A 25,429-nucleotide genomic window follows, 5' to 3' on the forward strand; every position below is an offset into this window, starting at 1 on the left:
CCGGGGGTCGCGGGTTCGAGTCCCGTCCGCTCCGCCACTTATACTAAGCCCGAGTCGAAAGACTCGGGCTTTTTTACGTTTATATTTTGGTTAATCACGGATTGGAAGCGGCCGTTCAGCGGGTTAGCCTCTTTACCTTGAAGGCAGCGGCCTGTCACGGCGAGGGGCGCGCTGATTTTTGGTATGGGGAGTCCCGTCCGCTCCAACACTGAGACTAAGCTTTTTGATTGTGGGGCGGGAAGGGCTCGGGCTTTTTGCGTCTGCTGTTTGGTAATTTGATCTGCTCGTCTCGGAACTAGCAACCCATAGTCATTTTAGGTCATAAGCTAGCACCTTCGTAGGCGATTCCTGTCTAGTCACTTCTTTTATTTCCTTTCCTACATTTCCACAAGCCTGTCTTTCTCTTTATCAATTTATCTATAGTCAGTGAGGCGGACGAGTTTATCTTTGTTGCTGCTTTTTGGGAAATCTAGGACTCTACAGAAAAATGTTGGGATAAGAGGCTGATGAGTTCGTTTTGATAGCCTTCATGCTTGCTACTTGGTAGTAAGTGGGCAAGTTCGTTTCCGACAGGCGATAAGCGGTAATAGAGGAGGCTGCAGCGTTTGCTGATTGCTTGCAGTTTGTAGTGCTGTTGTTGATAGGTCAGTGTGAGTGGCTGTTGTGAGTTAATTTCACCGGATTCAAGCTCAGAGCTAAAGAGAATACCCAGATCGATTAATGAAAGAAGCTCATGATAAGGAAGTTGGTATTGCCCTAGGCTGAGTTTACGCTGTTCTTGTTTCGGTAAGATTAATAGTGATGTGCTGTAGTAATTGATACCTGTGATTAGTTTTTTGCCGTGTTCGTTACCAAAGCTGCTTGCGAGGGTGCAGAGATGTTGAAAAGCATGCGCTTCGCGCTTGGTCATTCGCTTGAGTGTTTCTAGCGCTTTGATAGAGAAGCTATTGGGTGTCGTCATTTCTCGCTTGAGTACACGGCTCCATAGTTTTTGCATGTTTGGACTATGGATTGTTTTGGCGATAGCCATGAACTGAGCGAGCCAATCAGGATCTGGGCTATGAGCGCTTTCATCATTACAGACATCGTGGGTCAGCTTAAATATTTGCTCTAGGTTTTGTTGTTCTAACTCTCTTGAGCGTTTTTCTCTGGTGAGTGTTCGCTGTTCAAGGGAAACACCTTCCGTTGGCTCGATGAGATAGTTGACTGCCAGTTGCTTTGCTATCGCTTGGGTCCACTGCTTACTGGTACGAAGGTTATTTTGATTGTTGGTATGTGATGAGCTTGCTTTGACATGAGTTGAGAGCTCAGTGGCGTTTTTCTCGGTAGACGTTGTCATAGTTCAGTAAGCTAAGAAAATAAGTGGATAGGTATTTATCGACTCTCGCTGTCAAAACTATAGGCAGGTTTTTAAAATCTGGGTAGAAAAAAGGCTAATACCAATGTATTAGCCTTAGTGGATGGTGATATTACATATCGTCGTATTCTTCTAAGTCAGTCCCTTCTATGACGTACCCTACTTCAGCGAGATCATGACTAACATGCTGTGTTTTAAGTTCTCCAATGATGTAAACCACATCCCATAATTGTTGAATTGGAGCGCCTGATGGGTATTTGACGTAGATGATTTGATTCGGCGGTGGTGGTGGTACGTGAATGCAGGCACCAAAATAAGGCACTAACAAGAACTCGGTCACAGCCTTATCGTCACCCTCTAGTGGGATCACAAAGCCTGGGATTCGTACTTGGCTACCGTTTAGCTCTTCACGTACTTTGCCCATTTTGCTTTGTTTGGCTGGGGCTCCTGTGTGATCAATGAAAGCGGCAATACCTTGTTCATTAATCATTGCACGTTCATTTTCTGGCACCAAGTCGAGCCAGTCTAAAGTGAGTGGCTCGGCAGCTTGGGCGACCAGAGGTAGCCAGCAGCATAAAGCGATAAGCCATTTCTTCATTTGTAATCCCTTAAATTTTGATTGTCATGCCATCAGATAAAGAATGCTGATAAGCACGAATCGCAGGAATAATACCTACTAAAATACCCGCCAATTGTACCAAGCCTAGCAGTAAGAGTTCATAGCTGTTTAGGGGCGTGATCTCAATGAACATGCCAAAATGAGACAAGATCACAGGTTGAGCAATAAATAACAATCCGTAGAGCACCATGGTACCAACTAAAATACCAATTGCTGTTAGGAAAGTGGCTTCACTGATCAGTAAGAAAAAGATATGGCTTGGGCGCGCACCAGTCGCACGGAGGATTGCCATTTCACGGCGACGTTCGTTCAGACTGGTTAACAAGCTCGATAGCATGCCAAGTAACCCTGCAATTACCACGAACCCAGAGACAACGAGCAGTGCTTGTTCGGCAATAGACATCATTTGCCATAGTTCATGAAGAGCGATCCCTGGCATGATGGCGCTCAGAGGTTCTTTACTATAAGTATTGATATAGCGTTGAAGGGCGAAAGTTTGGATTTTCGATTTAAGCCCAACCATGAAAGCCGTGATTTGCTTGGGCTTAAACTCATGTTGGAGTAAGACTTCAGCCGCTGGTGTTGGGCCGAGACGAGCACCGGATTCCCAGCCTACGTGTATCGCTTCAATGGCTTCTAGTGATACATGCACACTGCGGTCAACCGGGGTGCCTGTAGGCGCTAAGATCCCGACAATTTTAAATGGCAGATTGTCATGACGATTAAAGGATTTATCACTGATACCGTGCGCAATAATGATTTCGTCACCAATCTTATAGTTGAGCTTTCGTGCGACTTCTGCACCAATGACGGTTTCAAACAATCCGGTAAAAGGGATGCCTTGTGCAAAAGCTAAAGGTTGTTTCTTACCGTATTTGTAGTGTTCAAAATAATCACCGTTGGTGCCGATAACGCGAAAGCCACGGTGCGAATCCCCTAATGAGATTGGAATTGCCCATTTTACGGCGCGATGTGAGGTGATTTCTTGATAGCTTTTCCAATCAATATTATTGGTGGCGTTACCGATACGGAAAACGGAATACAGAAGTAGGTTGACCTGCCCTGCACGAGAGCCAACGATTAAGTCGGTGCCTGAAATGGTATTGGCAAAGCTAGCTTTAGCTTGAGTACGAACACGTTCTACACCAAGTAGAAGAGTAACTGAGATAGCGACGGTGAGAATAGTTAGTAAGGCAGTCGCTTTACGGTTCGTTAGGCTTTTCCAAGCCAGGTGCAAAATGGCCTTCATGATGTTGTCTCGTGATGAGTAGTATTGATTTCGTTGAGTGAAACGGTGCGATCAAACAAGCCTTGTAGGGTTTGATCATGACTTACAAACAGTAAGGTGGTATTGGAACGCTCACACTCTGTCATCAGTAATTCGATGAAGGCTTCACGATTGTTATGATCTAGTGAGGACGTTGGCTCGTCGGCAATCAGTAACTCAGGCTGCCCCATCAGTGCACGAGCGGCGGCGACACGTTGTTGTTGACCGATGCTGAGCTCGGAAATAGGTTTGTTGAGACAGTCGGTTGGAAGGTGGAGCTGCTTAAGGAGTCGCTTGGCTTCTTGTTCTAAACTGCTATTGATACGTTGCTGACGTAGTGGCGAGAAGCGACAAGGTAGCATGACATTCTCAATCACTGACAAATAAGGCAGCAGGTTGAACATTTGGAAAATATAGCCGATGTGATTGGCGCGGAATTTATCGCGTTGGCTTCCTTTTAGCTCACTAAACTTCTGACCTAAAATGGTGACTTCACCGTGTGAAGCTTGGTTAATCCCCGCTAATAGACCAAGCAGTGTCGATTTACCGCTGCCACTTGGGCCTTCAAGAAAGACCTTTTCACCTTGTTTAACTGTAAATTCTGAGATCTTTAGTACATCTGAGGCCTGGCGAGGCCAGCGAAATGCCAGATCTGATACTTCAATTACATTCATTTTGTATTACCGAAGAAGGGGCCGAAGCCCCTTGGAAAGCGATTAGAACTTAAATTGGGTTTGAGACGGTGTTAGATCGCCTGCTCTTTGCCCTTTGTTGGTGATTGCTTGGATGGTTACTTTTTCAGTCGCAGTGAAGTGCTTAAACCAATCCAGTTGAAGTTCGGTAAGGGCATCAATGTTGTCACAGCTGAATGTATATTGTGCTGAAAACTCACCGTGACCACTATGATCATGTTCGTGGCTATCATGCTCATGGTGTTCGTGGTCGTCATGGTCATGTTTGTCATGATCATGGTGCTCGTGGTTATCATGGTCATGTTTGTCATGATCATGGTGTTCGTGGTTGTCATGGTCATGTTTATCATGATCATGGTGGTCGTGACTATCGTGGTCATGGTGATCATGACCTTCATGACTGGCCGTCAGTGTTTCTGTAACATCAGATTCGGTGAGTTTACATTGTGCCGCAGTTGCGAGTTTGATGAAGCTAGTTGGTTGAGCGAGTTTGGTCAGTGCCTTTTCAAAAGCTTGTTTTTGTTCGTCTGTTTTTGGTGCGTGCTCAAAACCAACCACATCTGCACCAGGCGCGGTAATTTCAATGAGAAGCGCGTTATCATCTTGCGCGATGTTTAACTCCACCACGCCGTGAACGTGAGCATCGTGCTGACGAAATTCTTCGCCATGATCGTGATGGTTATGAGCGAATGCCTGCCCTGAAATGGCAGCGCCTAGGATGGTGGCACAAAGTGTACGAGTGAACTTCATTATTACTGTCCTTGAAAGTTGCAGAAACGGTTTATCAAACTCGTGACGCTAAAAGCGCGCTGCAATAATGAAAGACAAACATTAAGTGGAATAGTTCCAGTTTTGCGTCATACCTTTCTGATAGAGAGCGTGCAATGTCACGTGTTGTAATAGTATAACATCACACTGCGCGCTCTGATATGATCGAAAACCCGAGGGATTGTTACAGGTTATTGTTAATTAAGCTCATTACTTGCTTAACTTGTTGATCTGATAGTTTGCCTTCTTGAACGAATAACACCTTTCCTTGTGGATCCAGCAGCGCAATCATCGAATTCTCGGTTTGCAGATCCCAAGCTTGCTGTACGCTGCCATTTGCGTCTAACACCATAGAAGACCAAGAAAATTCACGCTTGCTGTCTTCTGCTGATGATTTAACGAAACCGCCGGTACCCCAAATAGCGTCATCTTGATTGATGATAGTCGTTGTTTGGTATTTGTCATTTGGCAGGTTAGCCGCCTTGATAGCATCAATCATCGGAGCGTTCATTTCTTTCGCTGCACTACGACCCGCAATGGCCTGAATGACACGAACTTTGCCTGGTAGTTGGTCACTGCTCCATGCTTGGTAAGCAACCTTGTCTTGGTTGAGAACAATCTCACCTTTGTCTTGTACTTCAACCATAGGCACTGGTTGACCTACAGTCAGATTGTGGGCTGAGGCAATCGTTGGCAGTAAACCAGCTAGTAAGGTGATGATTAGCTTCTTATTCATTGTCATTATTCCAATTGTAGTTAGACGCCATATTATCTTAGTAAATCTAGGTTGATCTGGTTATACCAGTTGCTAAATCGCGAAGTTTGTCACTGAAAATATGAGAACTTGAGTGGATAACGTAAGCAAAGCGGTGGTTTTGTTCTAAAGTCTATAAAGTTAGGGGAGTGCGATAGGCTATTACGGATTAATGGCTGATTTATTGCATGAGTTAAAGACGCGATGATTGAAACATTCTGTGTTTCTGCGGGTCTATAGCTATGTTGAAGAGAGGAACTCATGCTAAAAATATTCAAACAGTACCGACCAAATCAAATTGCGCGTTATGTCAAAAGCTACTTTCGAGGGCGCCTATTTATAATGGGGGTTGGGGCTTTTGAGTTTGACTGTGGGCGTTTATTACCGCCCAAGTCTAACGACATCAAAGCACTAAGTGCGCTAACGGAAGTTAATAAAGAAATCCAATTGCTGGCAGCAGAAGCTTATTAGCCCCGAGATAACGGGGCTATTTACTAGGTAAGCTATTTATTATTGTCGCCATAGTCGAGTATTAGGGTTGTAACGATGGCGGGAAACAGATCCCTGTTCCACCTAGGCCGCAATAACCGTTGGGATTCTTGGCTAAATACTGTTGGTGGTAATCTTCAGCAAAGTAAAAGGTGCTGGCTGGACAGATTTCCGTGGTGATTTTTGCACTATCACTATGTTGTGCTAACGCTTGTTGATAGTTCTCAAGGCTTTTAATTGCTTGGTCGTATTGGGTTGATGAGTGGGTGTAGAGTGCAGAGCGGTATTGAGTGCCAATATCATTACCTTGTCTCATGCCCTCTGTTGGTACATGGTTTTCCCAAAATAGGGCAAGCAGCCGTGATAAGGGTAGGATGCTCGGATCAAAAATTATCTTAACCACCTCAGTGTGACCTGTTTTTCCGGAGCACACTTCTTCATAGCTAGGGTTAGGTGTAAAGCCGCCACAATAGCCTACCGCAGTGCTATACACGCCCTCTTGTTGCCAAAACAGACGCTCAGCCCCCCAGAAACATCCCATGCCAACAATCAGCGAATCCAACCCGTCAGGGATCGTATCGTCAAGCGGCGTATTAAGCACGATGTGACGATGAGAGGGAATGATCGGTGTTGCTCGACCTATGAGTGCCGCTTCCTGCGAAATCATGGTTTGTTTGGTCAGCGTCATAATGACTTCCTTTTTCTGCTGCGTGATATAAAGAAAGTAGTGAAATTGGGAAGTACAATCAATGATCAATTTTTTAGCAAAGAAAAGCTGGCGGCTAACGCTGTGCTTTGTCAGAATATTTTGAGCGCAAATTGGGTCAAAATTTAATAAAAAAGAAGCAAAGAATGAATCCATTGTATAAGCGGTTAAGCCTTACCGCTGCAGCTTTACTTTTTTCTATTCCTGTCAGTGCCAAAACAACATTAAATATCAAAGGGCTAGATGGGGAGCTTGAAGATAATGTCGATGCTTATGTTCAGAGCATTGCCGAAGATGATTACAGCATTTCCTTACGTTTTCGCGAACAACTTGAATCAGAAATTAAGGATGCGCTAAAAGCACTGGGCCATTACAACCCCACTTTTCAGTACGAGATCAAAAAAAGCGATGATGATAGTCATATCACGGTTACGGTTGATCCTGGACCTGTGACCCGCATTGCTCGTAGTAACATTATTATCAACGGTGCAGCCAAGGATGATATGGACTTTATTGCCTTGGTTCGAGGCAGTGGACTTGGTCTTGGTGAGGCGCTGAACCACGGTAATTACGAAGCATTAAAATCAGGCTTGAGCAGCTTAGCGTTACGAAAAGGCTATTTCGATGCCAAGTTTGAAAAGCGGGCATTAGAAGTCGCTCCTTCGTTAAATGAAGCTTTTATCTATATTACGTTCGACAGTGGCATTCGCTACAACTTTGGGCAAACCATATTCACTGGTAGCCAGATCGAAGAAGATCGTCTGCAATCCCTGATCCCTTATGAAGAAAACGAACCTTATTTAGCCTCTAAACTTGGCGAGTTTAATCAACGTCTCTCTAACGTTGGTTGGTTCTCATCCATTTTCGTTGGCGGTGACGTTAACGAGCTCGATGGCGATAAGGTACCCGTCAAAGTCAGTTTAGCGCCGCAAAAAAGGAATCAAATTGAGACGGGTATTGGTTATTCCACCGATACGGGTCCACGCCTTAAATTCAATTGGAAAAAGCCGTGGATCAACAGCGCAGGTCATAGCTTGAATGTGAAAACCGAGCTGTCGTTGGTTCAACCGAAAGTCGAAGCCGCCTATAAAATCCCGCTTGATGATGTTTTGAATGATTACTACCAAATTGTTGGTGGGCTAAGTTATACCGATAATCATGACACCGTCAGTACGGAAATGACCGCAGGTCTTGAGCGTCACTGGTTACTGCCTCATGGCTGGAAGCGTATTGCCTCGCTACGCTGGCTCAATGAGAACTTCACCCAAGGTAAGTCAGAAAAACGGGTGTTGAATATGTTTATTCCAGGGATCACCTATACCAAATCACGCTCTCGTGGCGGTGCAATGCCGACATGGGGTGACAAGCAGTTGATCTCGGTTGAGTATGCCGATCCCAATTTAGGCTCAGATACCCGTGTTGGTCGTATTCGTGGTCGTAGTGCATGGATCCGTAGTCTTGGTGAAAACCACCGTGGTTTGTTGAAACTCGACGGTGGTGCGGTGATCGCCGATCGTATTGAAGATGTACCGCCATCAATGCGTTTCTTTATTGGTGGTGACAATACGATTCGTGGTTATCGTTATGAGTCCATCGCCCCGCGTGATAACGGAGGCCAGCTCCGCGGTGGTCAGTACATGTTAGCGTCTACTTTAGAGTATCAATATCGCGTGTACGGCAATTGGTGGGGCGCGATGTTTTATGACTACGGCTCGGCATGGATCGAAACACCTGACTGGCACCGTGGTGCTGGTGTCGGGGTGCGCTGGGCATCTCCTGTCGGCCCGGTTCGTTTAGATTTAGCGTGGGGGCTTGAGCGTCCTACCAGCGATCAAATCCAAATCCACTTTACCTTGGGGCCTGAATTATGATTTGGCTAAAGCGCATCTCAATAGCCGTACTGGCCACTCTGGTCTTCATTATTCTGCTGGTGGCGTCGTTGCTCTATACCCCTGCTGGCGTCAAGTTGGCAGTGTGGGGCGCGCAGAAAGCCCTGCCTGCATTAACGGTTGAAAACAGCCAAGGCGCTTTGTTTCGCGGCTTAGCGCTGCAAGGGGTGAAATATCAAGATCAAGGGATCACGCTTGAGGCGCAGCAACTTGCACTGGATCTTGATGATCGTTGCCTACTTGAGCCTCAAATTTGTGTCCGTGAGTTGGCGTTGCAAGGGGTAAATTTTGCGATGCCTGAATTACCTCCAGCAACGGCTGACGAAGCTGAACCTGAGCCTGAAACAAGTAACGAGGTGATTAACTTACCTGTGCCAATTTCGATTGAACGCGTACGTCTTGATGATATCGAATTGGCGATTTTGGGTAATCATGTCACTTGGCAACATTTTGCGACTGCCGCTGAGTTAGCGGGTTCACAAGTGAGCTTAAAGCCGACCGACTGGCAAGGGATCAACCTCCGCTTAGCACCGAGTGAGGAAGCTGCAGATGCATCTAATCCTCAGCAGAGCGAGCAGCTAAATGGCCAAACACCTACTGCGATCGCTTTGCCTGAGGTGTTACTGCCATTAAATGTTGATATTGAAAGGTTTACGGTAACGGATTTCACCCTTGAAGGTGATACCCCACAAAAAGTAAACCAGCTTGAGATCGTCGGCTATGCCAAAGGGCATGATGTTCGTCTAGATAAGCTGTTACTGGATGTGCCGCAAGCGGTGTTGAATGCGACCGCGGATGTTTCATTGCAACAAGATTACCCGTTGAACTTGGATGCGGATTTAGCCATTGCGATGGCGCCGTTACAAAACCATCAACTGGCATTACAGGCAACAGGTTCAGTGGCCAAATTAGCGTTAAATGCCAATTTAAAAGGCACGATTGATGCGGTGTTGGCGGGGCAGTTATCACCACTTGAGCCGACTTTGCCTTTCGATATCAAGTTAACCAGTGATCATATTCAATGGCCAATTGATAGCAAAGCGGAGTTTGAAGTTAGCGATACCGCGCTTAGTGCTAAAGGCGATCTGGATGGTTTCCGGTTTGATCTTAAGAGTGATATCGATGGTCAGCCAATGCCGGAAGTCGCGGTTAAGCTCAAAGGTAAAGGCGACCTTAACCAAGTGGAATTGTCATCGCTCAAAGTCGATACCCTTGGTGGTGAAATTTCCGGTAAAGCCAAGGCGAGTTGGCAAAAAGCGGTGAAATGGCAAGGGCAGTTGGCGTTTACCACGATTCAACCGGGTAAACAGTGGCCAGAAGTGCCGGGGAATTTGAGCGGCGAGCTTAGTACCTCGGGCGGATTAACTTCAAAAGGTGGCTGGTTTGTGAAGCTACCTGTCCTTAACGTTGATGGTGAGGTGATGAACCAAGACTTTGCTTTGCAAGGTCAATTGGATGCCAAAGATACTGCCGGTAAAGGTGATATTGAATTGGTGACGAATGGTCTATCACTTAGCCATGGCCCGAACAGCTTGTTAGCTAAAGGTTCGCTCAGTAAAGAGTGGGACATGTCGGCTGAAATCAATGCGCCTGCACTTGCACAATCAGTTCCGGATCTAAAAGGCGCGGTTGTTGGTAATGTCGCGCTATCGGGCAAAATGATGGAGCCCGATATTGCACTCGATTTACAAGGGAGCGCGCTTGGTTGGCAGTCACTGGCAAGCCTTAACAGCTTTAGCTTAAAAGGTCGCGTGACCCCGCTGCCACAGCTAAATGCCGACATTCAACTGAAAGCTCAGCAAGGAAAGTACGAAGACATTAAGCTTGATAGCTTAGCGTTAAGCTTCACGGGTACCGAGAAACAACATCAGCTTGATGTTGATCTGAAGGGTGAGCCAGCTAGTGCCGCCATTCAAATGGTCGGGGAGTTAGATCGCAAAGTAGGGTGGCAAGGGAAGTTAGTGAAAGCGGAACTGGGTACACCTGTTGGACCGTGGCGACTCAATAAGCCAACCGCGATTGGTTATAACCTCAATACTGCGATCGCGACGGTGGCAGCGCACTGTTGGCAACAAGATAGCGCAGGCTTATGTTTGACCGAACCACTTGAAGCGGGCACATCGGGTCATGCCAAAGTGGCATTGCAGCGTTTTGACTTCGATATCATTAAACCTTTTTTACCACCGGAATTAACGGTGCAAGGTGAAGTGGGCGCGAATGTCGAAGCGGTGTGGGCTCCTGAGTCAAAACCTTATGTTAAAGCTGCGGTGACTATGCCTGCGGGTAATGTCACTCAGCAAATTGATGATAAGCAGCCACCACTGAATATTGGTTGGGATAAAGTGACCGCCAATGCCGAGTGGAAAAATGATGTGCTGAATGCGGATTGGCTGATTGCGGTTAAAGATAACGGTGATGTTAGTGGTCAAGCGCGACTAGCGACTGATGAAGGTAAGCAGACCATAGATGCCAAGTTGAAGATCGACCGTTTTGTGCTGGATTTCCTGCATCCGTTACTGACCGATTTTCATGATTTTGGTGGGCAAGTGGATGCCAACTTACACCTAACGGGGCCAGCATTACATCCTGCGGTTAACGGTAATTTGAGCGTTAGCAAGGTGAAGATGAGTGGCAAAACTGCCCCAGTCGATGTCGAGCAAGCCGATGTAACTGCAAGCTTTTCAGGTTATCAAGCACAGTTGCATGGCAGTGTGATCACCCCTGACGGCAAGCTTTTGTTGCGCGGTAAAGGCGATTGGGCTGATTTAGCTAAATGGTCTGGTGAACTTAACGTTAACGGCAATGAGTTGGGGGTCAATGTACCGCCAATGCTGGCAATGAAAGTGTCGCCTAACTTGAAGATCGCCGCGACAGCCAAAGAAGCGGAGATCAGCGGTAGCATTAACATTCCGTGGGGCAGGATCACGGTAGACCAATTACCGCAATCTGCGGTGAAAGTCTCTGACGATGAAGTGATCCTCAACGAGGATTTACAGCCAATAGAGCAAGAGAAACCGTTGCCATTTAAGGTCAAAACCAATGTATTAGTGAAGATTGGTAACGACGTGAAAATCTCAGCCTTTGGCTTGAAAGCCAATTTGAAAGGTGATCTCAACGTTCGTCAAAAAGATAATGAGCCGTTGGTTTACGGTGAAGTGAATATCAAGAATGGTACCTATCGCTCGTTTGGACAGGAGTTGGTGATCCGCAAAGGTCAGATTTTGTTTAATGGTCCTGCCGATCAGCCTTATCTATCGATGGAAGCGATCCGCGATCCTGACAATATCGAAGATAGCGTTACTGCCGGTATTCGTGTGACCGGACCTGCTGATGCACCTAAGATTGATATTTTCTCCGATCCCGCGATGCCGCAGCAAAATGCCCTGTCTTATATCTTGCGCGGTAAGGATATCGACAGCGAATCGGGCGACAATAGCTCGGCCATGACTACAGCCTTGATCAGCATGGGCTTGGCGCAAGGTAGTCAGCTGGTGGGTGATGTGGGTCAGGCCTTCGGGGTACAAGATCTCGCGGTGGATACCGCAGGCTCAGGTAATGATTCACAAGTGACGATCAGCGGTTATATTGCACCTGGGCTGCAAGTGAAATATGGGGTTGGGATCTTCGATAGTCTCGGGGTATTCACGGTTCGTTATCGCTTGATAACCGATCTGTATGTTGAAGTGATCCAGAGTGAATACAACTCTATCGATTTCTTATATCAGTTTGAATTTGATTAATCGCTAAGGAAGTCGCTGCGATGGAAAGTACCAATATGGAATTAGTCTTTGTGTATGGCACCTTGCGCCGAGGGGAATCTAATCATGCTTTGCTACAGCATGCGAAGTGCCTCGGTGAGGCTGTGGTTAGCTCAGGTTATGTGTTGCATGATTTGGGACCATATCCTGGGGTTATCGTTGATAAGCACTCCCAAGCGCCGTTACATGGTGAAGTGTATCAGGTAGACAGTGAGACTTTCGCTGCGCTCGATCGACTAGAAGAATATCCGACGGGCTACGATCGCGAACTGGTGGTAACGCCTTATGGCGCAGCATGGCTGTATGTGTATTTACACTCAGTGACGCACGCGCCTGTGATTAGCAATGGTGATTGGTGCCGCCGTTAGCAAGTTATCGTCACCTTTCCTTATCGATATAACAATGCCCCAAGCTGTGCTTGGGGCATTTTTTATCTGTCGCCTCGTGTGCTGGTAATTATTTCTGTGCACGCTCGAAAGAGGTGAGGATTTCTTCTTTTGCCGCAGCGGCGTCAGCCCAGCCATCAACTTTGACCCATTTATTCGGCTCAAGCTCTTTGTAGCGCTCAAAGAAGTGGGTGATTTGTGCTTTGAGTAGCTCAGGCAGATCGCCGACATCTTGAATGTGGTCGTATTCTTTGGTGAGTTTGCTGTGAGGGACAGCAACCACTTTGGCATCTTCGCCAGATTCGTCAGTCATTTTGAGTACCCCGACTGGACGACAACGGATCACTGCGCCTGGCTGTAATGGGTATGGGGTTGGCACTAAGACATCAACCGGATCACCGTCGAGCGAAAGGGTGTGGTTTACGTAACCGTAGTTGCAAGGGTAGAACATCGGAGTCGACATAAAGCGGTCTACAAAAAGGGCGCCTGTGTCTTTATCGACTTCGTATTTGATCGGATCTGCGTTCGCAGGGATTTCGATAACAACGTAGATATCTTCTGGAATGTCCTTTCCGGCTGGGACATTGTTTAGGCTCATAACACATTCCTTTTGCTGAGTGAAAACCATGTAGTCTGCCAAGAAGTATAACCAGAGGTGGTGAAAAAAGAAGCGAATTTCGGTGAGGGTGTGGTGTATCGCAAAAATGTCCGAGCTTGGTTGCAAGCTCGGACATGGGGAAGTATTAGTATTCGGTCGGGAACTCTTTAATGAACTCCTCGACTTTGCGCACCATATTGGTTGAACCAACAAAGAATGGCACGCGTTGGTGCAGCTCGACAGGTTTCAGATCCATGATGCGTGTTGCACCATCAGAAGCAATACCGCCTGCTTGTTCGATCAAGAAAGCCATCGGGTTGCACTCGTACAGCAAGCGCAGCTTACCGCTAGGGTGAGTTGCAGTGCTTGGGTACATGTAGATACCGCCTTTCAGTAGGTTACGGTGGAAGTCTGCCACCAGTGAACCAATGTAGCGAGAGGTGTATGGACGATCATCTTCTGGCACGTTTTCTTGGCAGAATTTGATGTACTTTTTCACCCCTTGAGGGAAGCGAATGTAGTTACCTTCGTTGATCGAATAAATGCGGCCATCTTGAGGGATGCGCATGTCTTCGTGCGAGAGGCAGAATACACCCAGCGACGGGTCGTAAGTAAAGCCGTGAACACCGTTGCCTGTGGTGTATACCAACATGGTGGATGAACCATAGATGATATAACCCGCAGCGACTTGGCGGTGACCGGGTTGAAGGAAATCTTCTTGTGTTGGTGGGGTGCCAACAGGGGAAACACGGCGGTAAATCGAGAAGATAGTACCGACGGAAACGTTTACGTCAATGTTCGAAGAACCATCCAGTGGATCCATTAAAACAACGTACTTCGAGTTACGGTTAAGCTCTTTGTTAAATGCAACCGCTTCGTCTTCTTCTTCACTGGCTACGCCACAGACTTGGTCGCGAGCTTCTAGTGCCGCTTTAAATTTTTCGTTGGCGTAAAGATCGAGCTTTTGTTGCTCTTCACCTTGTACGTTCTCGCAGCCTACTGCGCCTGTAATATCAACCAGACCGGCTTTATTGATCTCACGGTTAACGATTTTCGCTGCAAGCTTAATTGAACCAAGCAGAGAGGAGAGCTCACCACTAGCGTGGGAGAAGTCGTTTTGTTTCTCGACAATGAACTCACCTAAGGTTCTAATATCGGACATACACAATCCTTGCATCAAGTTGTCATGGGGGGCTGAAAACTCATGTACAATGTCTCTTATGGACAATTTTGTACGTTATAGGCAAGAGAGCCTTTCGGTATCTAATTGTATATAAAGATCTTTTTTATGGTAACGAAGTAACGTAAAAGCGTGACTTCACATTTTTTTAGTCTGTGAGCCGACAATTATGCATATCCATATTTTAGGAATCTGCGGCACCTTCATGGGTGGTGCGGCTGTGCTAGCCCGCCAACTTGGGCACAAAGTAACAGGGTGTGATGCTAACGTGTATCCACCAATGAGTACCTTGCTTGAATCTCAAGGTATTGAAATTATTCAAGGTTACGATCCTGCTCAATTGAACCCTGCCCCTGATTTGGTGGTGATTGGTAATGCCATGAGCCGTGGTAATCCTTGTGTGGAATATGTACTGAATAACAATTTACGTTATACCTCTGGACCGCAATGGTTGCAGGAGTTCTTGCTGCATGATCGCTGGGTTATGGCAGTAGCGGGTACTCACGGTAAGACAACGACGGCAAGTATGCTGGCGTGGATCTTGGAAGATTGCGGTTACCAACCAGGCTTTTTGGTCGGTGGTGTACTCGGAAACTTCGGTATTTCCGCGAGGTTAGGTGAAAGCATGTTCTTTGTGGTAGAAGCCGACGAATACGACAGCGCTTTTTTCGATAAACGTTCTAAGTTTGTCCATTATCACCCTCGTACGCTGATCATGAATAATTTAGAGTTTGATCACGCCGACATTTTTGATGATTTGAAAGCGATCCAACGCCAGTTTCATCATTTAGTGCGAACTGTACCCGGTAATGGTCGTATTTTGGCGCCGAAAGGGGTGAGCAATATCGATCAAACGTTAGAGATGGGGTGCTGGAGTGAGCTCGAGTTCACCGGTGAAGACGGCCATTGGCAAGCAAAGAAATGTGTCGCGGATGGTAGTGAGTTTGAGGTTTATCTTGAAGGCAGTCACGTCGGTACAGTGAAGTGGGATTTAGTGGGTGATCACAACGTGAGTAATGCTTTGATGGCGATAGCTGCGGCGCGTCATGTTGGGGTTACTGCTGATTTAGGTTGTGAGTCATTGGCGAAGTTTGTCAATACTAAGCGCCGATTAGAGTTAAAAGGCGAGGCGAATAGCATCAAGGTTTATGATGATTTTGCTCACCACCCGACAGCGGTTGAGCTGACGTTAGGCGGGTTGCGTGCCAAGGTGGGCAATGAGCGTATTCTAGCGGTACTTGAGCCGCGCTCGAATACCATGAAGCTTGGTGTACACAAACACGATTTAGCACCCGCGTTGGCAGCGGCAGATGAAGTCTTTATTTATCAGCCAGATAATATCCCGTGGTCAGTGGATGAAATTGCCAACCATTGCCAACAGCCTGCGTATACAGATGATGATCTTGACGCGCTGGTGGCACGTATTGTTGCCCAAGCACAGCCAAACGATCATATCTTGGTGATGAGTAACGGTGGCTTTGGTGGAATTCACGGTAAAATCCTAACCGCTCTAGCCCAGCAATAATTGAGACAAAAAGAAGTAGTAATGATGAGCGATAAGCGGATCACGCTGGCTTGGACGGGTGCCTCTGGTGCCCCTTACGGGCTACGTTTATTAGAGTGTTTGTTGGCGGCCGATTATGAGGTTTACCTTTTGATTTCGTCGGCTGCGCGGGTGGTGTTAGCCACTGAGCACGGTTTGAAGTTACCGTCAGGTCCAGAAGCGGCACAGCAAGCATTAACCGCACACCTTAATTGTGATGCCTCTAAATTGGTGGTGTGTGGTAAAGAAGATTGGTTCTCGCCAGTGGCATCGGGCTCGGCTGCACCGAAGAAAATGGTGGTGTGCCCCTGTTCGGCGGGGACTTTGGCATCGGTTGCGCATGGGATGTCAGATAACCTGTTAGAGCGCGCGGCAGATGTGGTGCTGAAAGAGCGTGGTCAGCTCCTCATTGTGGTACGAGAAACGCCATTTTCGACGTTGCACCTTGAGAATATGCTCAAGCTATCGCAAATGGGCGTGACCATTATGCCTGCGGCACCGGGCTTTTATCACCAGCCCCAATCGATTGAGGATTTGGTGGACTTTATGGTGGCTCGAATTCTTGATCACCTTGGTGTTGAGCAAGGTTTAGTACCTCGCTGGGGCTACGATCACCGTAAATAGATGTGAAATACATTGCCAAGACAAGATGTCATTTCAAGCTAACAAAGCCCGCGCTCGACTTGAGCGTGGGCTTTGTTGTTTTTAGAGGTAGATGTTAATGGGGATGGGGCTAGTCGCTACTGTCGTGATAGCTTTGTGGTTTGAGTACCAGTACATTGATCGGCGAGTTTTCGACGACTTTACTGGCAACCGAGCCGAGCATGACTTTATCAATTTTTGAGCGTTTATGACTTGGCATAATGATGAGGTCTGCCCCGACGCGCTCCGCGTGTTCTAAGATAGTCGTCCATGTTTTTCCTTCCGAAATGTACTGATGGTGTAACACTTCTGCGGGAATGAACTTCTCGGCAAAGGCCTTGAGTTGCTTTTGCGCATCTTGCTTCATTTGGCGAGCAGCGTCTTTGGGGAAATAGCTCGATACCATCGACATGTGGATCCCCGGTAAGACATTTAATAAATGGATAGTGGCGTTGTTTTGTTGCGCCTGCCAAACCGCTAGCTCCACCGCTTTATCGGCAAAACCTTTATCGTTGAGATCAACGGGAACCAATATTTGTTTAAACATACTTCATCTCTTTCACTTAAGCCTGCTCAAGAGTGGCTTGAGCAGGCGGTTAGAGGGTTATGCGTTCGTAGTGGAAGCTTGAGTGCGAAGTGCGCGACGGCGCTGGTTCCAACCTAGCGCGAATAGCAGCAATAAGGTTGGAACGAAAACCCACTCTTTCATTGGACGAACCGCAGGTAAGCTAACTTTGGTGATTTCCCAATCAAAATCGATCCCAGCAGCTTCTGCCGGACTACCAAATTCCACCATATCGACCAGCATCTTGTTCTCTTCTTGGCGTAGCATTAGGCCTGTTGAGGCTATGCGATCGTCTGGGCTGATCGCGTTCTCATCAAATGGCAGTAAGACATGCTTACTGATCACCTTACCTTCAAGGTTTTCACCCATGACTTGAATTTCGATAGGTTCGCCAATCGCGAGTTTATCGGCGGCATCGGCAATCAAGGCGCCAGGCATTTCGTGCTTGGCTGGGTACACCATGTTCCACCAAAAACCAGGACGGAACAACGAGAAGGTAATGAGTAATAACGCCGCCACTTCCCACCACTTGGTTTTGGTAAACCACCACCCTTGAGTGGCGGCGGAGAAGGTCAGCATTGCTATAACCGCAGAGCCCACGGTGAGTAAGAGGTGCCACCATGAATCTATGTCCATCATTAACAGCTGAGTATTGAAGATGAACATGAAAGGTAAAATGGCGGTACGAATATCATAGGTAAAACCTTGGATACCGGTGCGTATCGGATCTGATTTTGCTATCGCGGCGGCGGCAAAAGCAGCCAGCCCCACTGGCGGGGTATCATCAGCCAAGATCCCGAAGTAGAACACAAATAAGTGAACGGCGATCAATGGAATGATCAGGCCATTTTGAGCGCCAAGGGTAACAATAACCGGAGCCATCAGGGTTGAAACCACAATGTAGTTGGCGGTGGTCGGTAGCCCCATCCCTAGAATTAGACTGATGATGGCGGTAAACAGTAGCATTAACATGATGTTACCGCCGGAGATGAATTCAACGAAGTCGGTCATCACCAAGCCAATCCCTGTGAGGGTCACAACCCCAACCACAGTACCAGCCGCCGCAGTGGCAACCCCTATACCTATCATGTTACGTGCGCCAGATACCAAGCTTTCTAGCAGATCATGTACGCCTTCGATACTGGCTTCGGATAAGGTTTTCTCCCTGTTAAACATTGCCAACAATGGGCGCTGGGTTAGCAAGATGAAAATCATAAACACGGTTGCCCAGAAGGCTGAAAGCCCTGGTGAGAAACGCTCCACGGTTAAGCACCATACCAGCACGACAATAGGCAGTAAGAAGTAGAGCCCTGATTTTACTGTTGGACCAGGATCTGGCACTTCACGCAGCTCTTCCTCTGGGTTTTCCATGATGTGGTCTTGGTAGTTAGCCGAGACTTTGACCAGCGCGACATAGGCAATCAAGATTGCTACCGCAATCATTGGAGTGGCAGCGGCACCAAAGACATCTTTGGTCCAGCCAATACCGTAGTAAACCACGGCGCTGATCACCACCAGACCAAGGATAGTTCCAGTGAAAGACAGCATACTTTGCGCAATCGTCGGCTTGTAACGGCGAGGTAAACCCGCCATGCCTGCTTTGCAGGCTTCAAGGTGAACGATGTATAGCAGGGCGATATAGGAAATAAGCGCAGGTAAAAGCGCGGCTTTGATCACTTCAACATAAGAAATTCCTACGTATTCGACCATCAAGAAAGCGGCAGCACCCATGATCGGCGGAGTAAGCTGACCATTGGTCGAGGCGGCAACTTCAACGGCACCAGCTTTGGTGCCGGGAAAGCCTACTCGTTTCATGAGCGGGATAGTAAAGGTCCCGGTAGTAACCACATTCGCAATCGATGAGCCGGATACTAAGCCAGATAAACCGGAGGCAACCACCGCCGCTTTAGCTGGACCTCCTCGCATATGACCAAGTAGCGAGAAAGCGACTTTAATAAAGTAAGCCCCAGCGCCTGCGCGCTCTAACATGGCACCAAACAGGACGAAGAGGAATACAAACGAGGTTGAGACGCCAAGGGCAACCCCAAAAACCCCTTCCGTCGTTAGCCATAAGTGGGACATGGCTTTGTTCAAACTGGCCCCTTTGTGCGCTATCACATCGGGCATGTGTGGGCCACCAAAGGTGTACAGTAAGAACACCGCAGCCACCACCATAAGTGGTGGACCAAGTGCTCGACGTGTCGCTTCGAGTAACAAAATCATGCCAGCAACAGCGACCACAATATCAAGGGTGGTTGGTGCGCCAGAGCGCTCGGCGAGGCTGGTGTAGAAGATATAAATATAAGCGGCAGCAAAACTACCGGCGAGCGCCAATAACCAGTCTACGGCTGGGATACGATCGCGTGGTGAACCTTTCAAGGCTGGGTAGGCAGTAAAGGCGAGAAATATAGCAAAGGCTAAGTGAACCGAGCGGGCTTCGGTGTCGTTTAAAATGCCGAAATTAAAAATAAATGGTAGCGGTGAAGCGTACCAAAGCTGGAACAGCGACCAGCACAGCGGTACAAACCATAAGATACGTCCGGCAAGTCCAGTTGGGTTCCTTGCCCCTGTGTCTGCTTGCGCCACCATATCCTGCACATCTGTCGACGTTTGTGTTGTCTTCGTCATGCATCTTCCTTCTTCGATGGGCTATGTTGTTGTATTTATTTAGGGTGTAAGAAAGCACTATGCGCCGCAGAGGCGGCGCATAGGTTGGCAGCAAGTGCCTCTTAACTTTAGTCGAAACTGATTACTTTGGTAGGTAACCCTTTTCTTTGTAGTAACGCACTGCACCTGGGTGAAGTGGGATAGATAGGCCGTCTTTCACCATTTGCTCTGGTTTTAGGTTGGCAAATGCAGGGTGAAGACGTTTAAAGGTATCGAAGTTTTCAAACACGGATTTCACGACCGCGTAAACCACGTCATCAGAAACATCGGTAGAAGAAACCAGTGTTGCGGCAACACCGAAGCTATTTACGTCGTTATCAGTGCCTTTGTACATGCCACCTGGTACCGTGCTTTTCGCGTAGTACGGGTTATCTGCAACGATTTTATCGATCGCAGCACCTTGTGCTGATACCAGTTTGGCATCACAAGAGGTGGTTGCTTCTTTGATTGAACCGTTTGGATGACCCACCATGTAGATGAAGGCATCGATTTTGTTATCACAAAGGGCTTGTGAACGCTCAGAGCCTTTAAGCTCAGCGGCAAGTTTGAAGTCTTTGTTGGTCCAACCTAGGGCATCCATCACCACGCCCATGGTGGCGCGGTCACCAGATCCTGGATTACCAATGTTTACGCGTTTGCCTTTGAGATCTTCAACGCCGTTAATGCCAGAATCGGCACGTGCGATGATGTTGAAAGGTTCGGTGTGAAGAGAGAATACTGCACGTAGTTTCTTGTAAGGGCCTTGATCTGCAAATTTGCTGGTGCCGTTGTAACCGTGGTATTGCCAGTCAGATTGCACAATACCAAAGTCGAGTTCACCTGCACGCATGGTGTTGACGTTGTAGATAGAGCCACCAGTGGATTCTACTGAACAACGCACTTTGTGCTCTTTACGATCTTTGTTAACCAACTTACAGATAGCACCGCCAGTTGGGTAGTACACCCCAGTTACTGAACCGGTACCAATAGTGATGAATTCTTGGGCGTTTGCCATCCCTGAGGCTGCAAATGCAGCTGCGATAGCAGTCACTTTAATAAGTTGTTTCAATGCCATGTTTGTCCCTTCCTAATTGTTGTTATCTTGCCTATGGCTAGGCGTTCCATTGATAGAAACGGGCATCCTAATTGAGATGCAATTCAAGGTGATGATAGCAAACTTGAATTAACTTTTTAAAATCACGTTAACAAATTTAAAGTTATTTCTATATTGGGGTTTGAATATTTACAGAAAGGAACGGGCTTTAGTTATTGAAATTAAAAGGGTTGTTGAATGTATGCGAGGCGGTGAGGATTTTCTATGAATGTGAGCTTAATCTCAGTTTGGCGAGGGTATTAAACCGGGTAGCTGGCTACCCGGTTAAAAATTTACTTACTGTAATCAAACAGATCGCACACAGATGCGTACAGTTCTTCAGTAGTAATGGTATTGGTAGGCGTGATGAAGATGGTATCGTCACCCGCGACAACACCAAGGATCCCTTCCGCTTTACCAAGGGAGTCTAGGAGACGTGCAATCACTTGCGCCGCACCTGGACCTGTGTGAATAACGACTAGTGCACTGTTGTAGCCGATTTCCATTACCAGTTCTTTTAGTGGGCTTGAGGTCGTTGGGACACCCAATTCCACTGGCAAACAATATACCATTTCCATTTTGGCATTACGGGTTCGTACTGCACCGAATTTGGTTAGCATTCGGGACACTTTCGACTGGTTAATGTTTTCGAACCCCTGAGCTTTCAGTGCATCAACAATTTCACCTTGAGAGCTGAATTTCTCTTCTTTCAAGATGGATTTAAAGGCCTTAATTAGACGTTCTTGCTTATCTGAATTTCGCATAGTTTTTAGTATGAACAGGGACGAGGTAGCGTATTCTTGCATAACCCGAGTTGAACTAGCAAACAGTGTTCATGGAAACTGATGTTTCAGTCACTATAAATGAAAATTATTAGTCTTTATTGTGCCTGTTATTAGTATAAATCCAGTCAATGATTGGCAATAAAAAGGCGAAGTAGAAATCAAAGCTGCCTGTTTGTCGCTGGGTTTTCAGGTATAAAGAAGAGGGAGTTCTAGCACATTTTCTACCCTCCATGCGTGACTTCGCAAAGCAAGTGGTGTTTGATTGTATTTCCAAATTGCATGCTATAACGTCTAAAGAATATTAACTGATTGATCATAAAGGATCGCTCAAAGAATCATGAGACAATGAGTTAATCTAACTATTTTGGTCTGAAAAATACTTCTATCGTAAAGGAGAACGAACATGAAAGTTGCTGTTATTGGTGCGGCTGGTGGTATCGGTCAAGCGTTAGCGCTGCTGCTTAAAAACCGTCTACCAGCAGGTTCTGACCTTGCTTTGTATGATATTGCACCGGTTACCCCTGGAGTGGCGGTTGACCTGAGTCATATTCCAACCCCAGTTTCAATCAAAGGATATAGCGGTGAAGATCCGACTCCTGCGTTAGAAGGTGCGGATGTGGTACTGATTTCTGCGGGTGTTGCACGTAAACCTGGGATGGATCGTGCTGATCTATTCAATGTTAATGCAGGGATCGTGAAATCATTAGCAGAGAAAATTGCCGTAGTTTGTCCGAAAGCGTGCGTGGGTATTATTACTAACCCTGTGAACACGACGGTGGCAATTGCAGCTGATGTACTGAAAAAAGCCGGTGTTTATGATAAGCGTAAGCTGTTTGGTGTAACGACGCTTGATGTGATCCGCTCTGAAACTTTTGTGGCTGAGTTAAAAGGTGTTGAGCCATGCCACGTGCGTGTGCCAGTGATTGGTGGTCACTCTGGTGTGACGATCCTACCGCTACTTTCTCAAGTTGAAGGCGTTGAGTTTACGGAAGAAGAAGTACAAGCCTTAACGCCACGTATCCAAAATGCGGGTACGGAAGTGGTTGAAGCTAAAGCGGGCGGCGGCTCTGCGACTTTATCTATGGGTCAGGCGGCGTGCCGTTTTGGTCTTGCGCTTGTGCGTGCACTTCAAGGTGAAGAAAGCGTGGTTGAATGCGCTTATGTTGAAGGCGACGGTAAGCATGCACGTTTCTTCGCGCAACCTGTTTTACTAGGTAAAGACGGTGTGGAAGAAGTCATGGATTACGGTAGCTTGAGTGCTTACGAGCAACAAGCACTGGAAGGCATGCTAGAAACGCTGCAAGGCGATATTGCAAAAGGTGAAGAGTTCGCGGCGAAATAATCGCAAAAGACCCTTTCTTTATATAGTAAAAGCGGCGCCTATCGGGCGCCGCTTTTGTATGATTTGGTATTCATGGGCTAGTAATAACGCTCACAACCACCGTGAAGTTGTGGTTGGTCGGTGATCTCATCACAAGAGATGGTGGATCTTTGATGATCCAATTGGTTTTCAATGATCACGGTATTGGCTTGGTGATCGATAGCAATCACCTCTGCGATCTCATGCTGGTGTTCAACCCACATGCCTTGCTTTAACTCTTTCGCTTGCATACACCACTCCTAATTCGTTGGTCGGGATATATACGATCTGAGTGTAGTTGAGATCATCGGGATCTTGCAGATTCGGGTCTATCGCGCAAAGTGATGCTCGGAAGTAGGGGGATATTGCGAAAGGGCGGTGCTGGGAAAGAAAAAAGCCTGCCACTGTCGGCAGGCTTGTTGATGCGTTTTTCGCTTGAAGGTTACTTGTTACGCTTCACTGCTAGGTGAGCAAGAGCGATAAGCGCTTCTTTGTACTCAGAGTCAGGTAGCGGTGCTAGCGCAGCAATCGCTTTATCGGCTTCTTCTTCAGCGCGCTGCTGAGTGTATTCCAATGAGCCAGCTTGGTGCATACAAGCCAGAATCGCGTCTAGTTTGTCCATGCCGTTGGCTTTTTCAATCGCTTCACGGATCATTACCGCTTGCTGCTCATCACCATTGTGCATTGCATGAAGCAGCGGCAGGGTTGGTTTACCTTCGGCAAGATCATCACCGACGTTTTTACCCATCTCTTTGCCGTCTGCGATGTAATCCAATACATCGTCAATCAGTTGGAAGGCGGTGCCTAAGTAACGACCGTAATCTTGTAACGCTGTTTCGATTTCTTGCGGTGCGTCGGCGATGATAGCGGCGATTTGAGTCGCAGCTTCAAACAGACGAGCGGTTTTGGAGTAAATCACTTCCATGTAGCTGTCTTCGGTGGTGTCAGGATCGTTGCAGTTCATTAACTGCTGGACTTCACCTTCTGCAATCACATTGGTGGCTTCACTCATGATGTCGAGGATACGTAGTGAACGTAAGCTAGTCATCATTTGGAACGAGCGAGTGTAGATATAATCGCCAACTAATACGCTAGCAGCATTGCCAAATGCCGCGTTAGCGGTTTCTTTTCCGCGTCGCATATCCGACTCGTCAACTACGTCATCGTGCAGCAAAGTCGCGGTATGGATAAATTCAACAAAAGCAGCAGCAGTTGTATGTTTTTCACCCTCGTAACCTAAGGCTCTCGCAGCCAAAACCGCGAGCATAGGACGCAGGCGTTTACCACCACCACTTACAATGTAAAAACCCAGTTGATTAATTAGCGCAACGTCTGAGTTAAGTTGTGCTTGTATCTTCGCGTCAACTTCCGCCATATCTAAGGCGGTAAGCGCTTGGATAGCTTTAAAATCCATTAATACATCCAGCTAAATGAGACCCCGCAAAGGCGGAAAGTTATTTTCATATGATGCCCGAATCTTACACTAAAATTGCGCTATGTTCCTAACCTCAAAGGGGGGGAATGACATGTCTTTCGTTTGTGAATAGCTTTTCGCCACTTTTTTTGTTTAATCGCTTGCCAGAAGGCACGATTTCACGTAACATTCGCGCCCTATTGATGACAAGATTAAGCGCATACCCATTGCCCAAAATATAACCGTGGCAAATGGCCTATGCGGACAAGCGGAGTAAGACATGTACGCTGTTTTCCAAAGTGGTGGTAAACAACACCGTGTAAGCGAAGGCCAGACCATTCGCTTAGAAAAATTAGACGCTGAAACTGGCGCAAACGTTGAGTTCGATTCAGTACTTCTAGTAGCTAACGGCGAAGAAGTAACTGTAGGTGCTCCTTTCGTAGCTGGCGGTAAAGTAACTGCTGAAGTTGTTACTCACGGTCGTGGCGATAAAGTTAAAATCGTTAAGTTCCGTCGTCGTAAGCACTCTCGTAAGCAAGCGGGCCACCGTCAGTGGTTCACTGAAGTCAAAATCACTGGCATCAGCGCTTAATAACAGGAGAATTTAAAGATGGCACACAAAAAAGCTGGCGGTTCTACTCGTAACGGCCGCGATTCAGAAAGCAAACGTCTAGGTGTTAAGCGTTTCGGTGGCGAATCTGTACTAGCAGGTAACATCATCGTTCGTCAACGTGGTACTAAATTCCACGCTGGTAACAACGTTGGCCTAGGTAAAGACCACACTCTATTCGCTCTATCTGACGGTAAAGTGAAGTTCGAAGTTAAAGGTCCTCAAAACCGTAAATTCGTTTCTATCGAAGCTGAATAATTTAGCCTCGACACGAATTATAAAGCCCTGCCTATTGGCGGGGCTTTTTA

The 25,429-nt window shown here is 47.1% G+C and carries 24 protein-coding genes; 9 read left to right on the forward strand and 15 right to left on the reverse strand.

Annotated features, from left to right (window positions below; all coding sequences use genetic code 11):
- Positions 1-469 precede the first annotated feature (469 nt).
- From A3K86_RS00930 to A3K86_RS00955, 6 genes are all read right to left on the reverse strand, one after another.
- Positions 470-1,339, reverse strand: coding sequence for a TIGR03899 family protein (locus A3K86_RS00930; protein ID WP_084406458.1), 870 nt, complete (start codon positions 1,337-1,339; stop codon positions 470-472).
- A 130-nt stretch (positions 1,340-1,469) separates the two neighbouring features.
- Positions 1,470-1,955, reverse strand: a complete 486-nt coding sequence (locus A3K86_RS00935; protein WP_068326319.1) for a DUF3299 domain-containing protein — start codon at positions 1,953-1,955, stop codon at positions 1,470-1,472.
- A gap of 10 nt (positions 1,956-1,965) precedes the next feature.
- The gene (locus tag A3K86_RS00940) at positions 1,966-3,225 is read right to left on the reverse strand and encodes an ABC transporter permease (protein ID WP_068326322.1); all 1,260 of its coding nucleotides are present in this window, start codon (positions 3,223-3,225) and stop codon (positions 1,966-1,968) included.
- On the reverse strand, positions 3,222-3,917 hold the full coding sequence (locus A3K86_RS00945) for an ABC transporter ATP-binding protein (RefSeq protein ID WP_068326325.1): 696 nt from the start codon (positions 3,915-3,917) through the stop codon (positions 3,222-3,224). Before A3K86_RS00945 ends, A3K86_RS00940 begins: the two co-directional genes overlap by 4 nt.
- Positions 3,918-3,959: 42 nt before the next feature.
- Positions 3,960-4,685 carry a zinc uptake protein ZrgA gene (zrgA, locus tag A3K86_RS00950; RefSeq protein WP_068326328.1) on the reverse strand — a complete coding sequence of 242 codons (726 nt, stop codon included), beginning with the start codon at positions 4,683-4,685 and terminating at the stop codon, positions 3,960-3,962.
- 202 nt (positions 4,686-4,887) lie between these two features.
- Positions 4,888-5,439 (reverse strand): YtfJ family protein, encoded by a 552-nt coding sequence (locus A3K86_RS00955; protein ID WP_068326332.1) that lies wholly within the window; start codon positions 5,437-5,439, stop codon positions 4,888-4,890.
- Positions 5,440-5,718: 279 nt separating this feature from the next.
- Here A3K86_RS00955 and A3K86_RS00960 point away from each other — a divergent pair, with 279 nt between their 5' ends.
- Entirely contained in the window at positions 5,719-5,928 is a 210-nt protein-coding gene (locus A3K86_RS00960) for a DUF1107 domain-containing protein (protein ID WP_068326334.1), read from the forward strand.
- A gap of 61 nt (positions 5,929-5,989) precedes the next feature.
- On the opposite strand, the gene msrA is transcribed toward A3K86_RS00960, so the two are convergent.
- A complete protein-coding gene (gene msrA / locus A3K86_RS00965; RefSeq protein ID WP_068326630.1) occupies positions 5,990-6,634 on the reverse strand; it encodes a peptide-methionine (S)-S-oxide reductase MsrA in 645 nt (214 codons plus the stop codon).
- Positions 6,635-6,798: 164 nt separating this feature from the next.
- Between msrA and tamA the strand changes: the two genes are divergently transcribed.
- Genes tamA through A3K86_RS00980 form a run of 3 tightly spaced genes read left to right on the forward strand, consistent with a single transcriptional unit; the run spans position 6,799 to position 12,667 of the window.
- The gene (gene tamA / locus A3K86_RS00970; protein WP_068326337.1) at positions 6,799-8,523 is read left to right on the forward strand and encodes an autotransporter assembly complex protein TamA; all 1,725 of its coding nucleotides are present in this window, start codon (positions 6,799-6,801) and stop codon (positions 8,521-8,523) included.
- Entirely contained in the window at positions 8,520-12,281 is a 3,762-nt protein-coding gene (tamB, locus tag A3K86_RS00975; RefSeq protein ID WP_068326340.1) for an autotransporter assembly complex protein TamB, read from the forward strand. Before tamA ends, tamB begins: the two co-directional genes overlap by 4 nt.
- A gap of 20 nt (positions 12,282-12,301) precedes the next feature.
- Positions 12,302-12,667, forward strand: a complete 366-nt coding sequence (locus A3K86_RS00980; protein WP_232321886.1) for a gamma-glutamylcyclotransferase family protein — start codon at positions 12,302-12,304, stop codon at positions 12,665-12,667.
- An 88-nt stretch (positions 12,668-12,755) separates the two neighbouring features.
- On the opposite strand, the gene ppa is transcribed toward A3K86_RS00980, so the two are convergent.
- Together ppa and fbp are read right to left on the reverse strand one after the other, a co-directional pair.
- Entirely contained in the window at positions 12,756-13,283 is a 528-nt protein-coding gene (gene ppa / locus A3K86_RS00985) for an inorganic diphosphatase (RefSeq protein WP_068326344.1), read from the reverse strand.
- A gap of 145 nt (positions 13,284-13,428) precedes the next feature.
- Positions 13,429-14,445, reverse strand: a complete 1,017-nt coding sequence (gene fbp, locus A3K86_RS00990) for a class 1 fructose-bisphosphatase (protein WP_068326348.1) — start codon at positions 14,443-14,445, stop codon at positions 13,429-13,431.
- 187 nt (positions 14,446-14,632) lie between these two features.
- Here fbp and mpl point away from each other — a divergent pair, with 187 nt between their 5' ends.
- Together mpl and A3K86_RS01000 are read left to right on the forward strand one after the other, a co-directional pair.
- Positions 14,633-15,988 carry a UDP-N-acetylmuramate:L-alanyl-gamma-D-glutamyl-meso-diaminopimelate ligase gene (gene mpl / locus A3K86_RS00995; protein WP_068326351.1) on the forward strand — a complete coding sequence of 452 codons (1,356 nt, stop codon included), beginning with the start codon at positions 14,633-14,635 and terminating at the stop codon, positions 15,986-15,988.
- 24 nt (positions 15,989-16,012) lie between these two features.
- The gene (locus A3K86_RS01000) at positions 16,013-16,630 is read left to right on the forward strand and encodes a flavin prenyltransferase UbiX (RefSeq protein ID WP_415860024.1); all 618 of its coding nucleotides are present in this window, start codon (positions 16,013-16,015) and stop codon (positions 16,628-16,630) included.
- A gap of 109 nt (positions 16,631-16,739) precedes the next feature.
- Here A3K86_RS01000 and A3K86_RS01005 read toward each other — a convergent pair whose 3' ends face one another.
- The 4 genes from A3K86_RS01005 to argR form a co-directional block, all read right to left on the reverse strand.
- Positions 16,740-17,195: a universal stress protein gene (locus A3K86_RS01005; RefSeq protein WP_068326357.1), complete on the reverse strand. Its 456-nt coding sequence runs from the start codon at positions 17,193-17,195 to the stop codon at positions 16,740-16,742.
- 57 nt (positions 17,196-17,252) lie between these two features.
- On the reverse strand, positions 17,253-19,841 hold the full coding sequence (locus tag A3K86_RS01010) for a TRAP transporter permease (RefSeq protein WP_068326360.1): 2,589 nt from the start codon (positions 19,839-19,841) through the stop codon (positions 17,253-17,255).
- 121 nt (positions 19,842-19,962) lie between these two features.
- The gene (locus A3K86_RS01015; protein ID WP_068326363.1) at positions 19,963-20,934 is read right to left on the reverse strand and encodes a TAXI family TRAP transporter solute-binding subunit; all 972 of its coding nucleotides are present in this window, start codon (positions 20,932-20,934) and stop codon (positions 19,963-19,965) included.
- Positions 20,935-21,245: 311 nt separating this feature from the next.
- Positions 21,246-21,716, reverse strand: coding sequence for a transcriptional regulator ArgR (gene argR / locus A3K86_RS01020; RefSeq protein WP_068326366.1), 471 nt, complete (start codon positions 21,714-21,716; stop codon positions 21,246-21,248).
- A 424-nt stretch (positions 21,717-22,140) separates the two neighbouring features.
- Between argR and mdh the strand changes: the two genes are divergently transcribed.
- Complete coding sequence (gene mdh / locus A3K86_RS01025) at positions 22,141-23,079, forward strand: malate dehydrogenase (RefSeq protein ID WP_068326369.1); 939 nt, start codon at positions 22,141-22,143, stop codon at positions 23,077-23,079.
- Between the two features lie 77 nt (positions 23,080-23,156).
- On the opposite strand, the gene A3K86_RS01030 is transcribed toward mdh, so the two are convergent.
- Positions 23,157-23,348, reverse strand: coding sequence for a hypothetical protein (locus A3K86_RS01030; RefSeq protein WP_068326372.1), 192 nt, complete (start codon positions 23,346-23,348; stop codon positions 23,157-23,159).
- 191 nt (positions 23,349-23,539) lie between these two features.
- Positions 23,540-24,511: an octaprenyl diphosphate synthase gene (ispB, locus tag A3K86_RS01035; protein ID WP_068326376.1), complete on the reverse strand. Its 972-nt coding sequence runs from the start codon at positions 24,509-24,511 to the stop codon at positions 23,540-23,542.
- Between the two features lie 280 nt (positions 24,512-24,791).
- Here ispB and rplU point away from each other — a divergent pair, with 280 nt between their 5' ends.
- Together rplU and rpmA are read left to right on the forward strand one after the other, a co-directional pair.
- Positions 24,792-25,103 (forward strand): 50S ribosomal protein L21, encoded by a 312-nt coding sequence (gene rplU / locus A3K86_RS01040; protein WP_068326378.1) that lies wholly within the window; start codon positions 24,792-24,794, stop codon positions 25,101-25,103.
- 18 nt (positions 25,104-25,121) lie between these two features.
- Positions 25,122-25,379 (forward strand): 50S ribosomal protein L27, encoded by a 258-nt coding sequence (gene rpmA, locus A3K86_RS01045; protein ID WP_068326381.1) that lies wholly within the window; start codon positions 25,122-25,124, stop codon positions 25,377-25,379.
- Positions 25,380-25,429: the final 50 nt, after the last annotated feature.

This window comes from Photobacterium jeanii, assembly GCF_001650345.1.
Taxonomy (GTDB): domain Bacteria; phylum Pseudomonadota; class Gammaproteobacteria; order Enterobacterales; family Vibrionaceae; genus Photobacterium; species Photobacterium jeanii.

What these genes read in the sequence shown, in the direction of transcription:
- A3K86_RS00930 (WP_084406458.1), bottom strand. Translation starts at nt 1,339, where the DNA reads ATGACAACGTCTACCGAGAAAAACGCCACTGAGCTCTCAACTCATGTC.
- A3K86_RS00935 (WP_068326319.1), bottom strand. Translation starts at nt 1,955, where the DNA reads ATGAAGAAATGGCTTATCGCTTTATGCTGCTGGCTACCTCTGGTCGCC.
- A3K86_RS00940 (WP_068326322.1), bottom strand. Translation starts at nt 3,225, where the DNA reads ATGAAGGCCATTTTGCACCTGGCTTGGAAAAGCCTAACGAACCGTAAA.
- A3K86_RS00945 (WP_068326325.1), bottom strand. Translation starts at nt 3,917, where the DNA reads ATGAATGTAATTGAAGTATCAGATCTGGCATTTCGCTGGCCTCGCCAG.
- zrgA (WP_068326328.1), bottom strand. Translation starts at nt 4,685, where the DNA reads ATGAAGTTCACTCGTACACTTTGTGCCACCATCCTAGGCGCTGCCATT.
- A3K86_RS00955 (WP_068326332.1), bottom strand. Translation starts at nt 5,439, where the DNA reads ATGAATAAGAAGCTAATCATCACCTTACTAGCTGGTTTACTGCCAACG.
- A3K86_RS00960 (WP_068326334.1), top strand. Translation starts at nt 5,719, where the DNA reads ATGCTAAAAATATTCAAACAGTACCGACCAAATCAAATTGCGCGTTAT.
- msrA (WP_068326630.1), bottom strand. Translation starts at nt 6,634, where the DNA reads ATGACGCTGACCAAACAAACCATGATTTCGCAGGAAGCGGCACTCATA.
- tamA (WP_068326337.1), top strand. Translation starts at nt 6,799, where the DNA reads ATGAATCCATTGTATAAGCGGTTAAGCCTTACCGCTGCAGCTTTACTT.
- tamB (WP_068326340.1), top strand. Translation starts at nt 8,520, where the DNA reads ATGATTTGGCTAAAGCGCATCTCAATAGCCGTACTGGCCACTCTGGTC.
- A3K86_RS00980 (WP_232321886.1), top strand. Translation starts at nt 12,302, where the DNA reads ATGGAAAGTACCAATATGGAATTAGTCTTTGTGTATGGCACCTTGCGC.
- ppa (WP_068326344.1), bottom strand. Translation starts at nt 13,283, where the DNA reads ATGAGCCTAAACAATGTCCCAGCCGGAAAGGACATTCCAGAAGATATC.
- fbp (WP_068326348.1), bottom strand. Translation starts at nt 14,445, where the DNA reads ATGTCCGATATTAGAACCTTAGGTGAGTTCATTGTCGAGAAACAAAAC.
- mpl (WP_068326351.1), top strand. Translation starts at nt 14,633, where the DNA reads ATGCATATCCATATTTTAGGAATCTGCGGCACCTTCATGGGTGGTGCG.
- A3K86_RS01000 (WP_415860024.1), top strand. Translation starts at nt 16,013, where the DNA reads ATGAGCGATAAGCGGATCACGCTGGCTTGGACGGGTGCCTCTGGTGCC.
- A3K86_RS01005 (WP_068326357.1), bottom strand. Translation starts at nt 17,195, where the DNA reads ATGTTTAAACAAATATTGGTTCCCGTTGATCTCAACGATAAAGGTTTT.
- A3K86_RS01010 (WP_068326360.1), bottom strand. Translation starts at nt 19,841, where the DNA reads ATGACGAAGACAACACAAACGTCGACAGATGTGCAGGATATGGTGGCG.
- A3K86_RS01015 (WP_068326363.1), bottom strand. Translation starts at nt 20,934, where the DNA reads ATGGCATTGAAACAACTTATTAAAGTGACTGCTATCGCAGCTGCATTT.
- argR (WP_068326366.1), bottom strand. Translation starts at nt 21,716, where the DNA reads ATGCGAAATTCAGATAAGCAAGAACGTCTAATTAAGGCCTTTAAATCC.
- mdh (WP_068326369.1), top strand. Translation starts at nt 22,141, where the DNA reads ATGAAAGTTGCTGTTATTGGTGCGGCTGGTGGTATCGGTCAAGCGTTA.
- A3K86_RS01030 (WP_068326372.1), bottom strand. Translation starts at nt 23,348, where the DNA reads ATGCAAGCGAAAGAGTTAAAGCAAGGCATGTGGGTTGAACACCAGCAT.
- ispB (WP_068326376.1), bottom strand. Translation starts at nt 24,511, where the DNA reads ATGGATTTTAAAGCTATCCAAGCGCTTACCGCCTTAGATATGGCGGAA.
- rplU (WP_068326378.1), top strand. Translation starts at nt 24,792, where the DNA reads ATGTACGCTGTTTTCCAAAGTGGTGGTAAACAACACCGTGTAAGCGAA.
- rpmA (WP_068326381.1), top strand. Translation starts at nt 25,122, where the DNA reads ATGGCACACAAAAAAGCTGGCGGTTCTACTCGTAACGGCCGCGATTCA.